Annotated in this window: 11 protein-coding genes; 9 read left to right on the top strand and 2 right to left on the bottom strand. The window is 36.5% G+C overall.

Annotated features, from left to right (window positions below; translation table 11 throughout):
* Window positions 1-230 precede the first annotated feature (230 nt).
* The gene (locus EM308_RS10345; RefSeq protein ID WP_035638914.1) at window positions 231-1,742 is read left to right on the top strand and encodes a hypothetical protein; all 1,512 of its coding nucleotides are present in this window, start codon (window positions 231-233) and stop codon (window positions 1,740-1,742) included.
* A gap of 11 nt (window positions 1,743-1,753) precedes the next feature.
* Here EM308_RS10345 and EM308_RS10340 read toward each other — a convergent pair whose 3' ends face one another.
* Both EM308_RS10340 and EM308_RS10335 read right to left on the bottom strand, forming a co-directional pair.
* Window positions 1,754-2,152, bottom strand: a complete 399-nt coding sequence (locus EM308_RS10340) for a DUF6438 domain-containing protein (protein ID WP_262488072.1) — start codon at window positions 2,150-2,152, stop codon at window positions 1,754-1,756.
* 39 nt (window positions 2,153-2,191) lie between these two features.
* Window positions 2,192-2,557, bottom strand: a complete 366-nt coding sequence (locus EM308_RS10335; protein ID WP_035638916.1) for a hypothetical protein — start codon at window positions 2,555-2,557, stop codon at window positions 2,192-2,194.
* A 304-nt stretch (window positions 2,558-2,861) separates the two neighbouring features.
* On the opposite strand from EM308_RS10335, the gene purL reads away from it, so the two are divergent.
* The 8 genes from purL (at window position 2,862) to EM308_RS10295 (ending at window position 16,696) form a co-directional block, all read left to right on the top strand.
* Window positions 2,862-6,521: a phosphoribosylformylglycinamidine synthase gene (gene purL, locus EM308_RS10330; RefSeq protein ID WP_035638918.1), complete on the top strand. Its 3,660-nt coding sequence runs from the start codon at window positions 2,862-2,864 to the stop codon at window positions 6,519-6,521.
* Window positions 6,522-6,739: 218 nt separating this feature from the next.
* A complete protein-coding gene (locus tag EM308_RS10325; protein ID WP_035638920.1) occupies window positions 6,740-7,186 on the top strand; it encodes a hypothetical protein in 447 nt (148 codons plus the stop codon).
* A 155-nt stretch (window positions 7,187-7,341) separates the two neighbouring features.
* Window positions 7,342-9,123 (top strand): AMP-dependent synthetase/ligase, encoded by a 1,782-nt coding sequence (locus EM308_RS10320; RefSeq protein WP_035638922.1) that lies wholly within the window; start codon window positions 7,342-7,344, stop codon window positions 9,121-9,123.
* 448 nt (window positions 9,124-9,571) lie between these two features.
* Window positions 9,572-10,036, top strand: a complete 465-nt coding sequence (locus EM308_RS10315) for a MarR family winged helix-turn-helix transcriptional regulator (RefSeq protein WP_035638924.1) — start codon at window positions 9,572-9,574, stop codon at window positions 10,034-10,036.
* 95 nt (window positions 10,037-10,131) lie between these two features.
* Complete coding sequence (locus EM308_RS10310) at window positions 10,132-12,522, top strand: 3-hydroxyacyl-CoA dehydrogenase/enoyl-CoA hydratase family protein (RefSeq protein ID WP_035638926.1); 2,391 nt, start codon at window positions 10,132-10,134, stop codon at window positions 12,520-12,522.
* A 427-nt stretch (window positions 12,523-12,949) separates the two neighbouring features.
* On the top strand, window positions 12,950-13,411 hold the full coding sequence (tnpA, locus tag EM308_RS10305) for an IS200/IS605 family transposase (RefSeq protein ID WP_035638927.1): 462 nt from the start codon (window positions 12,950-12,952) through the stop codon (window positions 13,409-13,411).
* 159 nt (window positions 13,412-13,570) lie between these two features.
* A complete protein-coding gene (locus EM308_RS10300; protein ID WP_035638931.1) occupies window positions 13,571-14,752 on the top strand; it encodes an acetyl-CoA C-acyltransferase in 1,182 nt (393 codons plus the stop codon).
* Between the two features lie 153 nt (window positions 14,753-14,905).
* Entirely contained in the window at window positions 14,906-16,696 is a 1,791-nt protein-coding gene (locus tag EM308_RS10295; RefSeq protein WP_035638933.1) for an acyl-CoA dehydrogenase family protein, read from the top strand.
* Window positions 16,697-16,743 lie beyond the last annotated feature (47 nt).

Here is a 16,743-nt window from a genome sequence, read left to right as displayed (position 1 = left end):
AAAAAAGATTGTCTTTTCTAACCATTAAGATATTAAGAAAATTAAGTTTTAGCCTTAATGAACCTTAATTTCTTAATGGTTTTAAGAGAAAAAAACTTTAGTTTATAATATTTTGGATTGGTATTATTAACGGTTAGTCATTAAAAAATAAAAAGCTTGCTAAAAGCAAAAGCTCTCAATAAATCCCTAAAACTTTTTTATTACTATTTTTACAAAAAATAAAGAACGAAATGCAACGCATCACCCTACTGTTTTTAATCGGATTGACTCTTTTGTTTTGCTCTTGCCGAAGCGATTTTGAAACCGTAGCCAGTAACGGTGAATTGGGATTTTCGACTGACACCGTTTATTTGGATACGATTTTCACCAATTTGAGTTCGAGTACTTATGCCCTGAAAGTCTACAATCATTCCAAAAACGACATCAATATTCCTGTCATTAAATTTGCCAAAGGCTTAAATTCTAAATACCGAATGAGCGTTGACGGCTCACAGGGAAATCAAGGAAAATTATTCGAAAATGTGACATTATTAGCCAAAGACAGTTTGTACATTTTCATAGAAACAACCGTGAAAAGCGACAATTCTACACCAACCGAATTTTTATATACCGACCAAATTGAATTTGACAGCGGAGCCAATCTTCAAAAAGTGGAATTGGTAACTTTGGTTCAAGACGCTATTTTATTGTATCCTAACCGCAATGCCGATGGAACCACTGAAACTCTCCCGATTGGCAATGAAAAAATATATGGTTTTTATTTGGATAAAAATGACCCAATTCACGGAAACGAACTGCTTTTTACCAACAAAAAACCCTATGTGATTTACGGATACGCCGCCGTTCCCGAGGGAGAAACCGTAACTTTTGAACCCGGAGCAAGAGTATATTTTCATGCCAATTCGGGATTTATTGTATCCAAAAATTCGTCGATACATATTAACGGAACGAAATCAACGACTGATAAATTAGAAAACGAAGTGATTTTCAGCGGTAATCGTCAGCAACCTGATTTTAATTATGTTCCGGGACAATGGGGAACCGTTTGGCTACAAAAAGGAAGTACCAATAGTACGATTCAAAACCTAACACTGAAAAACGCCACCGTTGGCTTATTGATTGAAGACAATGACGGAAAGGCAACTCCAATAAAAAATACGCAGATTTACAATTGTACCCATTTTGGCATTCAAGCCAAAAATGCTATGATTGAAGCCGAAAACATTGTCATCAACTACGCAGGTGAAGCCAGTTTGGCTTGTACTTACGGAGGAAATTACAAATTCTCACACTCCACTTTCAATAACAATTGGTCGAGTCCAGAACAGCTTGCAGTTTATATTAGTAATTATTTGGATGGCGCCACGCCGGAAACTAAAGATTTAACAGCAGCCACGTTTAACAATTGCATCATTTATGGTTCGTATTCTAATGAAATGCTTTTGGGCAAAAAATCAGGAGCTGCTTTTGTATACCAATTCAATAATTGTTTGATAAAATCCAATAAAACAAACAATTCGGATTATCAATTCGATACCGATCCGGTGCATTACAACGGTATTGTCCTCAACAAAGACCCAAAATTCTTTAACCCAAATATCAATAATTTCAATATTGACAATACTTCTCCCGCTTTCGCAAAAGGGAATTCGGCTTATTTAATTCCGCTTGATATTTTGGGAATCACAAGAACTTTACCACCCGATTTGGGCGCTTATCAAAGCAAACCGTTTCCGAAGTAAGATTGAAATTCTTATTGTTCGAACTTGAATTTCATATTAGTTTTTTCAAGATTTACTTTAGTGTCAATTTCATATAAAAAATGTATCAATTTTCCTAAAATCATAGGTTCAAACATTGTTTTGACATAATTTCTTTTTCCATTATGATAAGTTATTATCGTTTTAATCGCACCATCACAACACAATTCTTTATCATTAATATTATGAGTAGTTAATCTAGACTGAATGATTAACTTTTTTAATTCTTCAAACGTTTCATTGTCTAGTTGTCCGACAAAACTTCCGGAGCGAACATCGTCTTTTAACAGTTCAGCTTTATAGAAAAGACTTTTAATTTTTATCTTTTCGTCAGCATTAATTTCCAAGTTTATTTCTGGGCAAGTTCCAAAGCAAGTTGAAGCATGGAAAATAATTTTTTCAAATTTAAAATCCTTGTCCTTTATATATTCTTACCTGATGAATTTAAGAGGCTTATCTTTTCCAAAAAAAGAAATTGAATTTTTGCTTGAAGGCTTAATAATTAGAATACTGTCATTTAATTTCAAAATTTTTAAATCATACCTGTTTGTATACATTTTTTCCATGTTATCAGAAAAATAGTATCTTGATTGAAAACTAATAATGTCATTTTTTAAACTTAAATAAAAATTTTCATTTCTTAAATGCGAATTTGTAATCCAATTTTCAGATTTCAGAGTGTCTTTTATTGAAATAAATTCGTTAATATCAGATACCCAATTTCCTTTAAGTTTTTCTATTTGACTAAAACTAATATTAATTGTTATAAGTAAAAATATTGTCAAGACAGTTTTCATAGGCAAAATTTACAGTTAATAGACAAACCGGTAGCTCAGATCTGCAATCATAAGTATTCGAAATCTCAAAGTTCTTATTTTTAACATTATTAATCCCGCATATTACATCTTTCAAAGATACACAACGTAAATCATTTTCAACAAATAGGCATTGTCCTAATTTTCTAAATGACTAAAATCTGCGAATCTGCGGTGAACATTCAATTCTATAATTTTCACAAAATACTTTCCTTTTGACATTTGTTCTTACTATTTATTTAAACTAAATTTGCACCGTTAAATAAAAACAACAAACCGCACAACAATGATTCATTTCTTTGAAAACCAAAGCAACACCGTTTTTGCAGTACAAACTCAAAACGAAATTTCGGCTCAAGACATTTCAAAACTCAACTGGCTTTTTGCCGACGCAAATAAAATAGAGAAATCCGCATTGTCGGATTTTTTTGTTGGTCCTCGCGCCACAATGATTACGCCTTGGAGCACCAATGCTGTAGAAATCACTCAAAACATGGGAATTTTGGGAATCATTCGCATTGAAGAATTTCAGAAAGTATCAGCCGATTTCAATGATTTCGACCCGATGCTTTCGCAAAAATACACCGAATTGAATCAGAATATTTTCACGATTCATATTCAACCCGAAGCTATTTTAAATATTGAAGATATAGCAGCTTATAACCAATCCGAAGGTTTGGCTTTAAGTCCGGAAGAAGTAGAATATTTAGATAATCTTTCAACCAAATTAGGTAGAAAATTAACGGATTCAGAAATTTTTGCTTTTTCACAAGCCAATTCAGAACACTGTCGCCACAAGATTTTCAACGGAACTTTTGTTATTGACGGAGAAGAAAAAGAAACCTCTCTTTTTAAATTAATCAAGAAAACATCTCAGGAAAATCCAAACGATATCGTTTCGGCATACAAAGACAATGTCGCTTTTCTAAAAGGGCCAAGAGTACAGCAATTTGCACCAAAAACTGCCGACAAACCTGATTTTTACGAAATAAAAGAATTTGATTCGGTTATCTCTTTAAAAGCAGAAACACATAATTTCCCAACCACCGTAGAGCCTTTCAATGGAGCTGCAACCGGATCGGGAGGAGAAATTCGTGACCGTTTGGCTGGAGGACAAGGTTCGTTGCCAATGGCAGGAACTGCAGTTTATATGACTTCCTATTCCCGTTTGGAACAAGATAGACCTTGGGAAAATGCAGTAACCGAAAGAAAATGGTTGTACCAAACTCCAATGGATATCTTAATTAAAGCTTCAAACGGAGCTTCAGATTTTGGAAATAAATTTGGTCAACCGCTTATCACGGGTTCTGTTTTAACTTTCGAACACGAAGAAAACAACCGCAAAATTGGTTACGACAAAGTAATCATGCAAGCGGGTGGAATTGGTTACGGAAAATTAGACCAAGCCATTAAACAAAAACCGCAAGAAGGAGACAAAATCGTTATCCTTGGCGGAGAAAATTATAGAATCGGGATGGGTGGAGCTGCGGTTTCCTCAGCAGATACAGGAGCTTTTGGTTCTGGAATTGAATTAAACGCAATCCAACGTTCGAATCCTGAAATGCAAAAACGCGCTGCCAACGCCATTCGTGGTTTGGTAGAAAGTGACAATAACCCAATCGTTTCTATACACGATCACGGTGCGGGCGGACACTTAAACTGTCTATCGGAATTGGTGGAAGAAACTGGAGGTTTGATTGATTTGGACAAATTGCCTGTGGGCGACCCAACGCTTTCCGCAAAAGAAATCATTGGTAACGAATCCCAAGAAAGAATGGGATTGGTTATTGGTAAAAAAGACATTGACACCTTACAAAGAATTGCCGACAGAGAGCGTTCTCCAATGTATCAAGTTGGTGACGTAACTGGCGACCACCGTTTTACTTTCGAATCTAAAAAAACAGGTTTAAAACCTATGGATTATGCTTTGGAAGATTTCTTTGGAAGTTCTCCAAAAACAGTAATGACGGACAATACTGTTACTTACAATTATGCAGGATTAGAATACAACGTAAAAAACATCGCTACATATTTAGAGCAAGTTTTACAATTGGAAGCCGTAGCTTCTAAAGACTGGCTAACCAATAAAGTGGATCGTTGTGTAGGCGGAAAAGTAGCCAAACAACAATGTGCGGGACCATTACAATTGCCTTTGAACAATTGTGGTGTTATGGCTTTGGATTACCAAGGAAAAGAAGGAATTGCAACCTCAATTGGGCACTCTCCTATTGCCTCTTTGATTGACCCTGTTGCTGGAACAAGAACAGCAATTGCAGAATCATTATCCAATATTGTTTGGGCTCCGATTAAAGACGGATTGAAAGGAATTTCATTGTCCGCCAACTGGATGTGGGCTTGTAAAAACGAAGGTGAAGACGCACGTTTGTATGCTGCTGTAAAAAGTTGTTCGGATTTTGCAATCGAATTAGGAATCAATATTCCGACTGGAAAGGATTCGCTTTCGATGAAACAAAAATATCCAAACGACGAAGTAATTGCCCCAGGAACGGTTATTATTTCGGCTGGAGGAAATTGTATTGATATTAGAAAAGTTGTTGAGCCAGTTTTACAAAAAGACGGCGGTTCTATCTATTATATTAACTTATCCCAAGATGACTTCAAATTGGGAGGTTCTTCATTCGCACAAACACTGAATGTTATCGGAAACGATGTGCCAACAATCAAAGACACAGCTTTTTTTAAGAATGCTTTCAACACGCTTCAAGAATTGATTTTAGACAATCAAATTTTGGCAGGACATGATATCGGAAGCGGTGGTTTGATTACTACTTTATTGGAAATGTGTTTCGCCGATGTGAATTTGGGAGCCAAAATTGATTTCTCTGTTTTTGAAGAAAAAGACATTATCAAATATCTTTTTTCCGAAAACATAGCTGTCGTTTTCCAAGCGGATTCAGATGAAATTGTTGAAGCTAAATTAAATGCAAATGGAATTTCTTTCTATAAATTAGGAAATGCAACTAGCGAACCGACTTTGGACTTTGGCCCATGCAAATTGGATATCAACAAATACAGAGATATTTGGTTCAAGACTTCATTCCTTTTAGACCAAAAACAATCCAAAAATGGAACAGCTCAGGCTCGTTTTGACAATTATAAAAATCAAGTATTAAACTATAATTTCCCAACTCATTTTACAGGAAAAAAACCTGTAATTGACAGTTCAAAACCAAGACCAAAAGCAGCAATTATACGTGAAAAAGGAAGTAATTCTGAGCGTGAAATGGCAAATGCGATGTTCTTGGCAGGATTTGATGTAAAAGACGTTCACATGACCGATTTGATTTCGGGACGCGAAACGTTGGAAGATATTCAGTTCATCGGAGCTGTTGGAGGATTCTCCAATTCGGATGTTTTGGGTTCAGCAAAAGGTTGGGCCGGAGCGTTCAAATACAACGAAAAAGCGAATACCGCTTTGAAAAACTTCTTCAAAAGAGAAGACACTTTATCTGTTGGAATTTGCAACGGTTGTCAGTTATTCATGGAATTGGAAGTAATTAACCCTGAGCATGAAGTTCACGGAAAAATGCTTCATAACGACAGTCACAAGCACGAAAGTATTTTCACTTCCGTAAAAATTCAGGAAAACAAATCGGTAATGTTATCGACTTTGGCAGGAAGTACTCTTGGAGTTTGGGTTTCGCATGGTGAAGGAAAATTCAATTTGCCATACGCAGAAGACCAATACAATATCGTTGGAAAATATGGTTATGAAGGATATCCTGCAAATCCAAATGGATCGGCTTACAACACAGCGATGATGTGTGACAAAACAGGTCGTCACTTGGTTATGATGCCACATATCGAGCGTTCTACTTTCCAATGGAACTGGGCAAATTATCCAAAAGACAGAAATGACGAGGTAACGCCTTGGCATGAAGCTTTTGTTAATGCAAAAAAATGGATTGACAATACTAATAAATAAGACTTTAGCAATTAAAGTTCTATTTTCAATTACAACCCGTCTCTTATTTTTGGAGACGGGTTTTTTTATTTGTTTTTTTTAAAAGGATTTTAATTTTATACAAATAACCATTTGTAGTTTTATTTCCGAATTCCCGTTAGTATATTCGCCTAAAAAATAAAACCCCTAGTCCAAAAAGCGCCCCCTTACTTTTTCGACTTTTAATTAAACCTACATCCATGAAAAAAATTACTTTCCTGATTGCAGCACTTGCAGTAAGTGCAACACATTCCTATGCTCAATTAAAAATTACCAAGATCAAAGACAACGACAAAGACCATTATATTGCAAACGTTATTGGCTATCCCATTACAGGTATTTATAACTACGTAAATAAAACCGAACCTCTGACAATCCTGAATTCTGACGGAACAGGAATGATGCAAAACGAAGATCTTGTCAAAGAAAACATCGTTTGGGGTATCGAATGCTCACAATCTGGAGTACCTATTTTCAAAGAAGGTTTTAATAGTGCCTCGTATTCCTTATGGTACAGAGTAACTGGTTCTGCCAAATCAAAAGCCGATGATGGAAACAATTGGATAGTACAATCCTTTTCAATTCATTATAATAAAAGAAAAATGTTCATTGCCGGCGAACGTGTAAAAGAGTATATTGAGGATTAATTTTTGTTTGGCAATAAGTTAATAACCAACATTAAAAGAAATCGATTTCATTGATTATCACCTTAATAATTATAAGGGATTCAATTAATCATTGCAAAATAAAATTTATTATTAATTTTTATTTAATTTGCGATAAAAATTAAATCATCATTACAATGATAACGATTACCCGTCTCTTTGATTTCCCATACTATCAGCTGGAAAAATTCAACAAACCGGATGCTTTGGTAACAAAGCAGAATGGTGTTTGGGAGAAAACCTCAACTCAGGAATATATTGACAAAGCCAATGCGATTTCGAGAGCATTGCTTAGAATGGGCATACAAAAAGATGATAAAATTGCTATCATTTCCAGCAACAACAGAACCGAATGGAATATTATGGATATCGGGATTTTGCAAACCGGTGCACAAAACGTTCCAATATATCCAACTATCGCGCAGGAAGATTATGAATACATTCTAAATCATTCTGAATCTATTTATGTATTTGTTTCGGATATTGAAGTGCTGGCAAAAGTAAACAACATCAAGTCCAATGTCCCTTCCCTAAAAGAGGTTTTTTCATTCAATGAAATAGAAGGATGCAAAAATTGGAAGGAGCTACTGAAACTGGGAGAAGACAAAAGCAACCAGAATGATGTTGAAGAAAGAAAAAACAATGTAAAAGCAGAAGATTTAGCCACTATCATTTATACATCTGGGACTACGGGAAGACCAAAAGGCGTCATGCTATCGCATAAAAATGTGGTTTCAAACGTAATTAATAGTGCGCCCAGAATTCCTTTTGAAGCTGGAAAAAGCGTTGCATTGAGTTTTCTTCCTATCTGCCATATTTTCGAAAGAATGATTTTGTATTTGTACCAATATTATGGCGTTTCCGTCTATTTTGGTGAATCTATAGACAAAATCAGCGTTAACACAAAAGAAGTAAAACCAACTGTTATCACTGCCGTACCAAGACTTCTAGAAAAAGTATACGATAGTATTTTTGCAAAAGGAAGCGAACTAAAAGGAATTAAAAAAATGCTTTTCTTTTGGGCTATTAATTTAGGACTTCGCTATGAACCCTACGGAGCCAATGGAGCTTGGTATGAGTTCCAATTAAAAATTGCCCGTAAATTGATTTTCAGCAAATGGAAAGAAGGTTTGGGAGGCAATTTAGACCTTATGGTTTCCGGGAGTGCCGCTTTACAAAAAAGATTGGCACGTGTTTTTGCTGCAGCCGAAATCCCTGTTATTGAAGGTTACGGATTAAGCGAAACTTCTCCGGTTATCTCGGTAAACGACATGAGAAACAGAGGCTTTAAAGTAGGAACCGTTGGAAAAGTAATCGATAATGTCGAAGTAAAAATAGCCGAAGACGGAGAAATTCTCTGCAAAGGTTCCAATGTTATGATGGGCTATTATAAAGATCCAGAAAAAACAGCCGAAGCTATCATCGACGGCTATTTTCATACCGGAGACATTGGTAATATCGATAATGAAGGATTCCTGACCATTACCGACCGCAAAAAAGAAATGTTTAAAACCTCAGGAGGAAAATATATTGCGCCACAAATCATCGAAAACACCATGAAACAGTCTCGCTTTATTGAGCAAATAATGGTTATTGGTGATGGAGAAAAAATGCCTGGTGCCTTTATCCAGCCCAATTTTGATTTTGTAAAAGAATGGGCAAAATTACATTCCATACAATTAGGAGCAACTAATCAAGAGATTGTTTCCAACCCGAAAGTGATTGAAAGAATCAAACTGGAGGTGGAAACTTTGAATAAAAAATTTGGAAATTGGGAACAAGTAAAGCGTTTCGAATTAACACCAGATGTATGGTCAATAAACGGCGGGCATCTTACCCCAACTCTGAAACTACGCCGAAAAATCATATTGGGAATATACAAAAATCTTTATGAAGAAATTTACGGACATTCGCTGTAATATTTCCTTGGAATTCACACCAAAGTCCTGACAACCATGTCGGGACTTTTTTTTTGTATTTAAAATTCTCTTAAACCTTTTGAATTATCTTAATAGTCTTTTGGGACGAGATATATTCATTTATTCAAAATTTTATTGGACTATTTTGAAAAAACAAACGGTATTAACTTCACTTGATTCAACGTTTAAAGCAAAAAATTTATCTGAATCATTCTCTCGCTAGAGGCGCAAAGGAAAAGGATATTTCCTGTTTTGCTTCAAACAAATTTTTAAACCTAAAAAAAACTTCCTCCTAAAAACAAAAATATATTACGCATGCATAATAGTAATCAAACTCCTTATTTTGAAGGAGTTTTTTATTTATATTTATAAAATGAATTAAAAAAATTCATTTTATTATGCATGCATAATAAAATTTTTAATACTTTTGAAATCGATATAGTAGCTTATGAAAGACAAAACAATTGATTATATCCTAAGGGCAACCTGGCAGGCCGTGTCCAGAATGTACAATGAAGAGGCCAACAAATATGACGCCACAATGGCTACTGGATTTGCCTTATTGAGCATTGACAGAGAAGAAGGAACACCTTCGACAGCATTGGGGCCAAGAATGGGAATGGAAGCCACCAGTTTGACGAGAACCTTAAAATCAATGGAGGAAAAAGGCCTGATTATTCGGAAGAAAAATCCTGAAGACGGTAGAGGAGTTTTGATTTACCTGACCGATTTTGGCAAGGAAAAAAGAGAACTTTCCAAGAATACGGTTTTAAAGTTTAACGAATCCGTTAGAAAAAATATTTCGGAAGAAAAAATAAACCATTTCATTGAAGTAGCTGAAGTCATCAACGAGCTAATTCTGAATAAAAACATTTTTACTCAATCTGATAATAATAATGATGAAGATCGCTAAGATTCAAAATCATTAAAAACTAATAAAGAAAGGCGACCCGAGCGAAAGCGAACTGGCGAAGCATAGCATATTCAATAAAAAAATAGCACCTAAGTATGAAACGCACCATTAAAAAAGTAGCAGTAATAGGATCCGGAATTATGGGTTCGGGAATTGCTTGTCATTTTGCCAATATTGGAGTCGAAGTTTTGCTTTTGGATATTATTCCGAACGAACTTTCTGAGGCTGAAACCCAAAAAGGACTTACGCTCGAAAGCAAAGTTGTTCGCAACCGCTTAGTAAACGAGCATTTGACCAACTCTCTAAAATCGAAGCCCTCTCCTATTTACAGTCAAAAATTTGCAAGCCGAATCACCACTGGAAACACTACAGATGATATGGCAAAAATTGCCAATGTCGATTGGATTATCGAGGTGGTTGTGGAGCGTTTGGATATCAAAAAACTGGTTTTTGAGCAAATTGAGAAATTCCGCAAACCGGGAACTTTGGTTACTTCAAACACTTCTGGTATTCCGATTCATTTTATGAGCGAAGGACGCAGCGAAGATTTCCAAATGCATTTCTGCGGAACACACTTTTTTAATCCGGCGCGTTACTTAAAATTATTCGAAATTATTCCAGGTCCGAAAACTTCAACTGACGTTTTGGATTTCTTAACTACATACGGTGAAAAATTTTTAGGCAAAACTTCGGTTGTTGCCAAAGACACTCCTGCATTTATCGGAAACCGTATTGGAATTTACGGAATTCAGAGTTTATTCCACTTGGTGAAGGAATTGGACTTGACTGTTGAAGAAGTTGATAAATTAACGGGACCGGTTATTGGTCGACCAAAATCTGCTACTTTCAGAACTGTGGATGTAGTTGGGTTGGATACTTTGGTACACGTTGCCAACGGAATCTACGAAAACTGCCCAAATGACGAGCAACACGAATTGTTCAAACTTCCTGATTTTATCAGTAAAATGGTTGAAAACAAATGGTTGGGAAGCAAAACCAAACAAGGTTTTTATAAAAAAGTGGAGAACGAAATTTTGAGCCTTGATTTAAACACTTTGGAATATCGCTCCGCAAAAAAAGCCTCGTTTGCAACATTAGAATTGACTAAAACCATAGACAAACCTATTAACAGATTTAAGGTTTTGGTTAAAGGAAAAGACAAAGCAGGCGAATTTTACCGCAAGAGTTTTGCTGGAATGTTTGCTTATGTTTCCAACCGTATTCCTGAAATCTCGGACGAATTATACAAAATAGACGATGCCATGAAAGCTGGTTTTGGATGGGAAAATGGTCCTTTCGAAATCTGGGATGCCATTGGTGTTACCAACGGAATCGAAATTATGAAAGCTGAAGGTTTGGAGCCTGCTGCTTGGGTAAACGAAATGCTAGCTTCTGGAAGCGACAGTTTTTATACTGTAAAAGAAGGAGCTACATATTTCTACAATATTCCAACTAAATCACAGACTAAAGTTCCGGGACAAGATGCATTCATTATTCTGAACAACATTCGCGAAAGCAAAAAAGTTTGGAGCAACAGCGGTGCAATTATCCAAGATTTAGGAGACGGAATTTTGAATTTAGAGTTCCAATCCAAAATGAATACGATTGGTGGCGACGTTCTTCAAGCCATCAATAAAGCTATTGATTTATCCGAAAAAGAATATCAAGGTTTGGTCATTGGAAACCAAGCGGCGAACTTCTCTGTTGGTGCCAATATCGGAATGATTTTCATGATGGCGGTTGAGCAAGAATACGACGAATTGAATATGGCCATCAAAATGTTCCAAGACACGATGATGCGCGTTCGTTATTCTTCAATTCCAGTTGTGGTTGCGCCTCACGGAATGACTTTTGGAGGTGGATGCGAAATGAGTTTGCACGCCGACAAAATTGTTGCTGCTGCAGAAACCTATATGGGATTGGTTGAGTTTGGCGTTGGGGTAATTCCTGGCGGTGGTGGTTCTAAAGAAATGACTTTAAGAGCTTCGGATTTATTCCGTAAAAACGATGTGGAGTTAAATGTGCTTCAAGAATATTTCCTAACAATCGCAATGGCAAAAGTATCGACTTCGGGTTACGAAGCTTTTGATTCCGGACTTCTTCAACATGGCAAAGATATTATCGTTGTGAATAAAGACCGCCAAATTGCCGAAGCCAAAAAACATGCTTTATTAATGGCCGAAGCAGGTTATACACAACCTATTAGAAGGAATGATATAAAAGTTTTAGGGAAACAGGCTTTGGGAATGTTCTTAGTTGGAACCGACCAAATGCAAGCCGGAAAATACATCTCCGAACACGACAAAAAAATCGCCAACAAACTCGCTTACGTAATGGCTGGAGGCGATTTATCCGAATCAACATTAGTGTCTGAACAATATTTGTTGGATATTGAAAGGGAGGCGTTTTTATCTCTTTGTACCGAAAGAAAAACTCTGGAACGTATTCAATATATGTTGACTAAAGGGAAACCTTTGAGAAATTAGAATCCCCCTAACCCCCGAAGGAGAAAATTATCAGTATGAATACAAGAGACAATACCTACTAAATCAAAATTAGATAAATTACATACAAATATGAAACTTAAACATTTTTACATCCTAATTCTAGGAATATTAATTTATTTTTTTGGTTTTTTATTTTCAGATAAATCTAGTGGAGGAGTTAATAGTTCAAATTTGTTCGGTTTTTTTGTAAATCTTACAGGAGCATTCATAATAATAATTGGAATTTTAATAATCATAATAAATCTATTAATTTATTTATCGAATAGTTTAAAAAAATAAAAAATCAAATCGAATATGATGGTTTTTTAACAACTGAATGACAGCCTCGTAGAGGCCGACTGTTTGTAGAAAAATAAGATGATTTTGGTTTTAGCTCCGTAGGAGCGACCTGTTTAAAAACAAATTTATGGCAAATACCTATTCTCAAATTTATATTCAAATTGTCTTCACTGTAAAAGGAAGAGAAAATCTCATTAAAAAAGAAAATCGTGAAGAATTACATAAATTTATTACAGGTATCGTTTCAAACAGAGATCAAAAGCTATTAGCCATTTTTGCTATGCCCGATCACATTCATATTTTGGTTGGAATGAAACCCAATATTGCATTGTCCGATTTAGTAAGAGATATAAAATCAGGTTCATCAAAATTTATTAATGACAGCAAATGGATTAATGGAAAATTTAATTGGCAGGAAGGATATGGAGCATTCTCCTATTCAAAAAGTCATTTAAACAATGTAATAAAATACATTTTAAACCAAGAAGAACATCATAAAAAACAAACATTTAAAGAAGAATATCATTCCTTTTTAGAAAAATTTGAAATTGAATATGATGAAAAATATTTGTTTGAATGGATAGAATAACAAACAGGTCGCTCCTATGGAGCTGCTGAAAATAACCAAAAAATTAATGCTACAAACAGTTAGCCTCTACGAGGCTGCTGAAGAAAATTAAAAAATAAAATCAAAGATACAATTGGAAAATCTTAATACTTAATTCTCCAATCTTAATACTTTATGACAATGAAAACAGCATATATAGTTAAAGCATTCAGAACAGCCGTTGGGAAAGCACCAAAAGGCGTTTTTAGATTCAAAAGACCTGATGAATTGGCGGCAGAAACAATTCAGTTTATGATGAATGAATTGCCTGATTTTGACAAAACACGTATTGACGATGTTATGGTTGGAAACGCAATGCCAGAGGCAGAACAAGGTCTGAATGTGGGACGTTTAATCTCTTTGATGGGATTAAAAGTAACAGATGTTCCAGGTGTAACTGTAAACCGTTATTGCGCTTCGGGACTGGAAACTATCGGAATTGCGACTGCCAAAATCCAATCAGGAATGGCTGATTGTATCATTGCGGGTGGCGCCGAAAGTATGAGTTACATTCCGATGGGAGGATACAAACCAACTCCTGATTATGCTATCGCAAAAGAAGGACACGAAGATTACTACTGGGGAATGGGACTTACTGCCGAAGCGGTTGCCAACCAATTCAAAATTTCGAGGGAAGATCAGGATGAGTTTGCTTATAATTCCCACATGAAAGCACTGAAAGCACAAGCTGAAGGCAAATTCGATAAACAAATTGTTCCGATTACAGTCGAACAAACTTTCATCAACGAAAATGGCAAAAAAGAAACCAAATCATATGTTGTCAATAAAGACGAAGGCCCAAGAGCAGGAACTTCAAAAGAGGCTTTGGCAGGTTTGAAAGCCGTTTTTGCCGCTGACGGAAGTGTCACAGCAGGAAACTCATCGCAAATGAGTGACGGTGCCGCTTTTGTTTTAATCATGAGCGAAGAAATGGTCAAAGAATTAAATCTGGAACCAATCGCCCGTTTAGTGAGCTATGCTTCGGCGGGAGTTGAACCACGAATTATGGGAATTGGTCCTGTAAAAGCAATTCCGAAAGCCTTAAAACAAGCCGGATTGGAACTGAAAAATATTGATTTGGTAGAATTAAATGAAGCTTTTGCTTCACAAGCATTGGCCGTTACTCGTGAATTGGGAATAAACCCTGATATCGTAAACGTAAACGGAGGCGCGATTGCTCTTGGACATCCTTTGGGCTGTACTGGTGCAAAACTTTCCGTTCAATTATTCGATGAAATGAAACGCAGAGGCAACAAATACGGAATCGTGAGTATGTGTGTGGGAACAGGACAAGGAAGTGCGGGGATTTATGAGGTATTGTAACTATCTTCCTTTTGTCATTCCGACGAAGGAGGAAACACATAACGTTTAGAGAACGAAATAGCATAATGAGATTCCTCCTTCGTCGGAATGACAAGATTGTGGAAACTGATCGAAATTAAAAATATAAAAGTCTATTACTAAAAAACAAAAACCATGAGCGACAAAACAAGAGGTGGTCAATTCATCGTAAAAGAGACAAAATGCGAAGATGTCTTCACTCCTGAGGATTTCAACGAAGAGCAATTAATGATGCGCGACTCTGTGAAAGAGTTTGTAGACAAAGAAATTTGGCCTAACAAAAACCGTTTCGAAAATAAAGATTATGCTTTTACCGAGGAATCCATGCGCAAAGCCGGAGATCTTGGTTTTTTGAGCGTAGCTGTGCCCGAAGCTTATGGCGGAATGGGAATGGGGTTTGTAAATACTGTTTTGGTTTGTGATTATATTTCGGGGGCAACGGGATCTTTTTCTACCGCTTTTGGAGCGCATACCGGAATCGGAACCATGCCAATCACATTATATGGAACCGAAGAACAAAAACAAAAATACGTTCCAAAATTGGCAACTGGTGAGTGGTTTGGCGCTTATTGCTTGACCGAACCGGGCGCTGGATCAGATGCAAATTCAGGAAAAACAAAGGCAGTTTTATCAGATGATGGAACTCATTATAAAATCACAGGACAAAAAATGTGGATTTCAAATGCCGGATTTTGTTCCTTATTCATCGTTTTTGCAAGAATTGAAGACGATAAAAACATCACCGGATTCATTTTGGAAAACACAAAAGACAACGGAATTTCTTTTGGAGAAGAAGAGCACAAATTAGGAATTCGTGCCTCCTCTACCCGTCAGGTTTTCTTCAATGAAACCAAAGTTCCTGTAGAAAATATGTTGGCAGGCCGTGGTGAAGGTTTTAAAATCGCCATGAATGCGCTAAACATAGGTCGTATCAAACTGGCTGCAGCCTGTTTGGATGCGCAGCGCAGAGTAACCACAGGATCTATTCATTATGCCAATGAAAGAATTCAGTTTAATACCGCTATTTCTCATTTCGGTGCTATTCGCTCAAAATTGGCGGAAATGGCAACTTCATGTTATGTGGGAGAAAGTGCTACGTATCGCGCCACCAAAGACATCGAAGACAGAATCGCAGCTCGCGAAGCCGAAGGCGCTTCTCACCAGGAATCGGAATTGAAAGGTGTGGAAGAATATGCTATCGAATGTTCGATTCTGAAAGTGGCCGTTTCCGAAGATATTCAGAATTGTGCCGACGAGGGAATTCAAATCTTCGGCGGGATGGGATTCTCTGAAGACACACCTATGGAAAGTGCCTGGAGAGACGCCCGTATTGCCCGAATCTACGAAGGAACCAATGAAATCAACCGAATGCTTTCCATTGGTATGTTGATTAAAAAAGCTATGAAAGGACACGTTGACTTGCTTGGGCCCGCTTCCAAAGTACAGGAAGAATTAATGGGAATTCCGTCATTTGACACCCCTGATTATTCGGAATTGTTTGCCGAAGAAAAAGAAATGATTGGCAAATTAAAAAAAGCGTTCCTAATGGTTGCCGGTGGTGCCGTTCAAAAATACGGTCCGGATCTTGAAGGACACCAACAATTGCTGATGGCGGCTTCGGATATTTTAATCGAAATCTATATGGCCGAAAGTGCTATTTTGAGAACCGAAAAATTAGCAAAAGCAAAAGGTGCCGATAAAGCTAAAGAACAAATTGCCATGGCGCAATTGTATTTATACAAAGCCGTTGATATTGTTACCCAAAAAGGAAAAGAAGGTATTATTTCTTTTGCCGAAGGCGATGAACAACGCATGATGCTGATGGGATTAAGCCGTTATACAAAATACACCAACATGCCAAATGTGGTGGGTTTGAGGGAAACAATCGCCTCAAAATTGATTACCGAAAATGCTTACTGCTTCTAAATATTAACAACCTTTTTAGTTTTTATTTGTTTAAAAAGCCGCTATTG

The sequence above is a fragment of the Flavobacterium gilvum genome, from assembly GCF_001761465.1.
GTDB lineage: Bacteria > Bacteroidota > Bacteroidia > Flavobacteriales > Flavobacteriaceae > Flavobacterium > Flavobacterium gilvum.
Note: the sequence above shows the minus strand (reverse complement) of the source record. Positions and strands in the feature narration are given on the sequence as shown.

Coding starts and splice junctions, on each gene's coding strand:
- EM308_RS10310 (WP_035638926.1), top strand. CDS start 10,132: ATGAAACGCACCATTAAAAAAGTAGCAGTAATAGGATCCGGAATTATG.
- EM308_RS10295 (WP_035638933.1), top strand. CDS start 14,906: ATGAGCGACAAAACAAGAGGTGGTCAATTCATCGTAAAAGAGACAAAA.
- EM308_RS10335 (WP_035638916.1), bottom strand. CDS start 2,557: ATGAAAACTGTCTTGACAATATTTTTACTTATAACAATTAATATTAGT.
- EM308_RS10315 (WP_035638924.1), top strand. CDS start 9,572: ATGAAAGACAAAACAATTGATTATATCCTAAGGGCAACCTGGCAGGCC.
- purL (WP_035638918.1), top strand. CDS start 2,862: ATGATTCATTTCTTTGAAAACCAAAGCAACACCGTTTTTGCAGTACAA.
- EM308_RS10325 (WP_035638920.1), top strand. CDS start 6,740: ATGAAAAAAATTACTTTCCTGATTGCAGCACTTGCAGTAAGTGCAACA.
- EM308_RS10300 (WP_035638931.1), top strand. CDS start 13,571: ATGAAAACAGCATATATAGTTAAAGCATTCAGAACAGCCGTTGGGAAA.
- tnpA (WP_035638927.1), top strand. CDS start 12,950: ATGGCAAATACCTATTCTCAAATTTATATTCAAATTGTCTTCACTGTA.
- EM308_RS10320 (WP_035638922.1), top strand. CDS start 7,342: ATGATAACGATTACCCGTCTCTTTGATTTCCCATACTATCAGCTGGAA.
- EM308_RS10345 (WP_035638914.1), top strand. CDS start 231: ATGCAACGCATCACCCTACTGTTTTTAATCGGATTGACTCTTTTGTTT.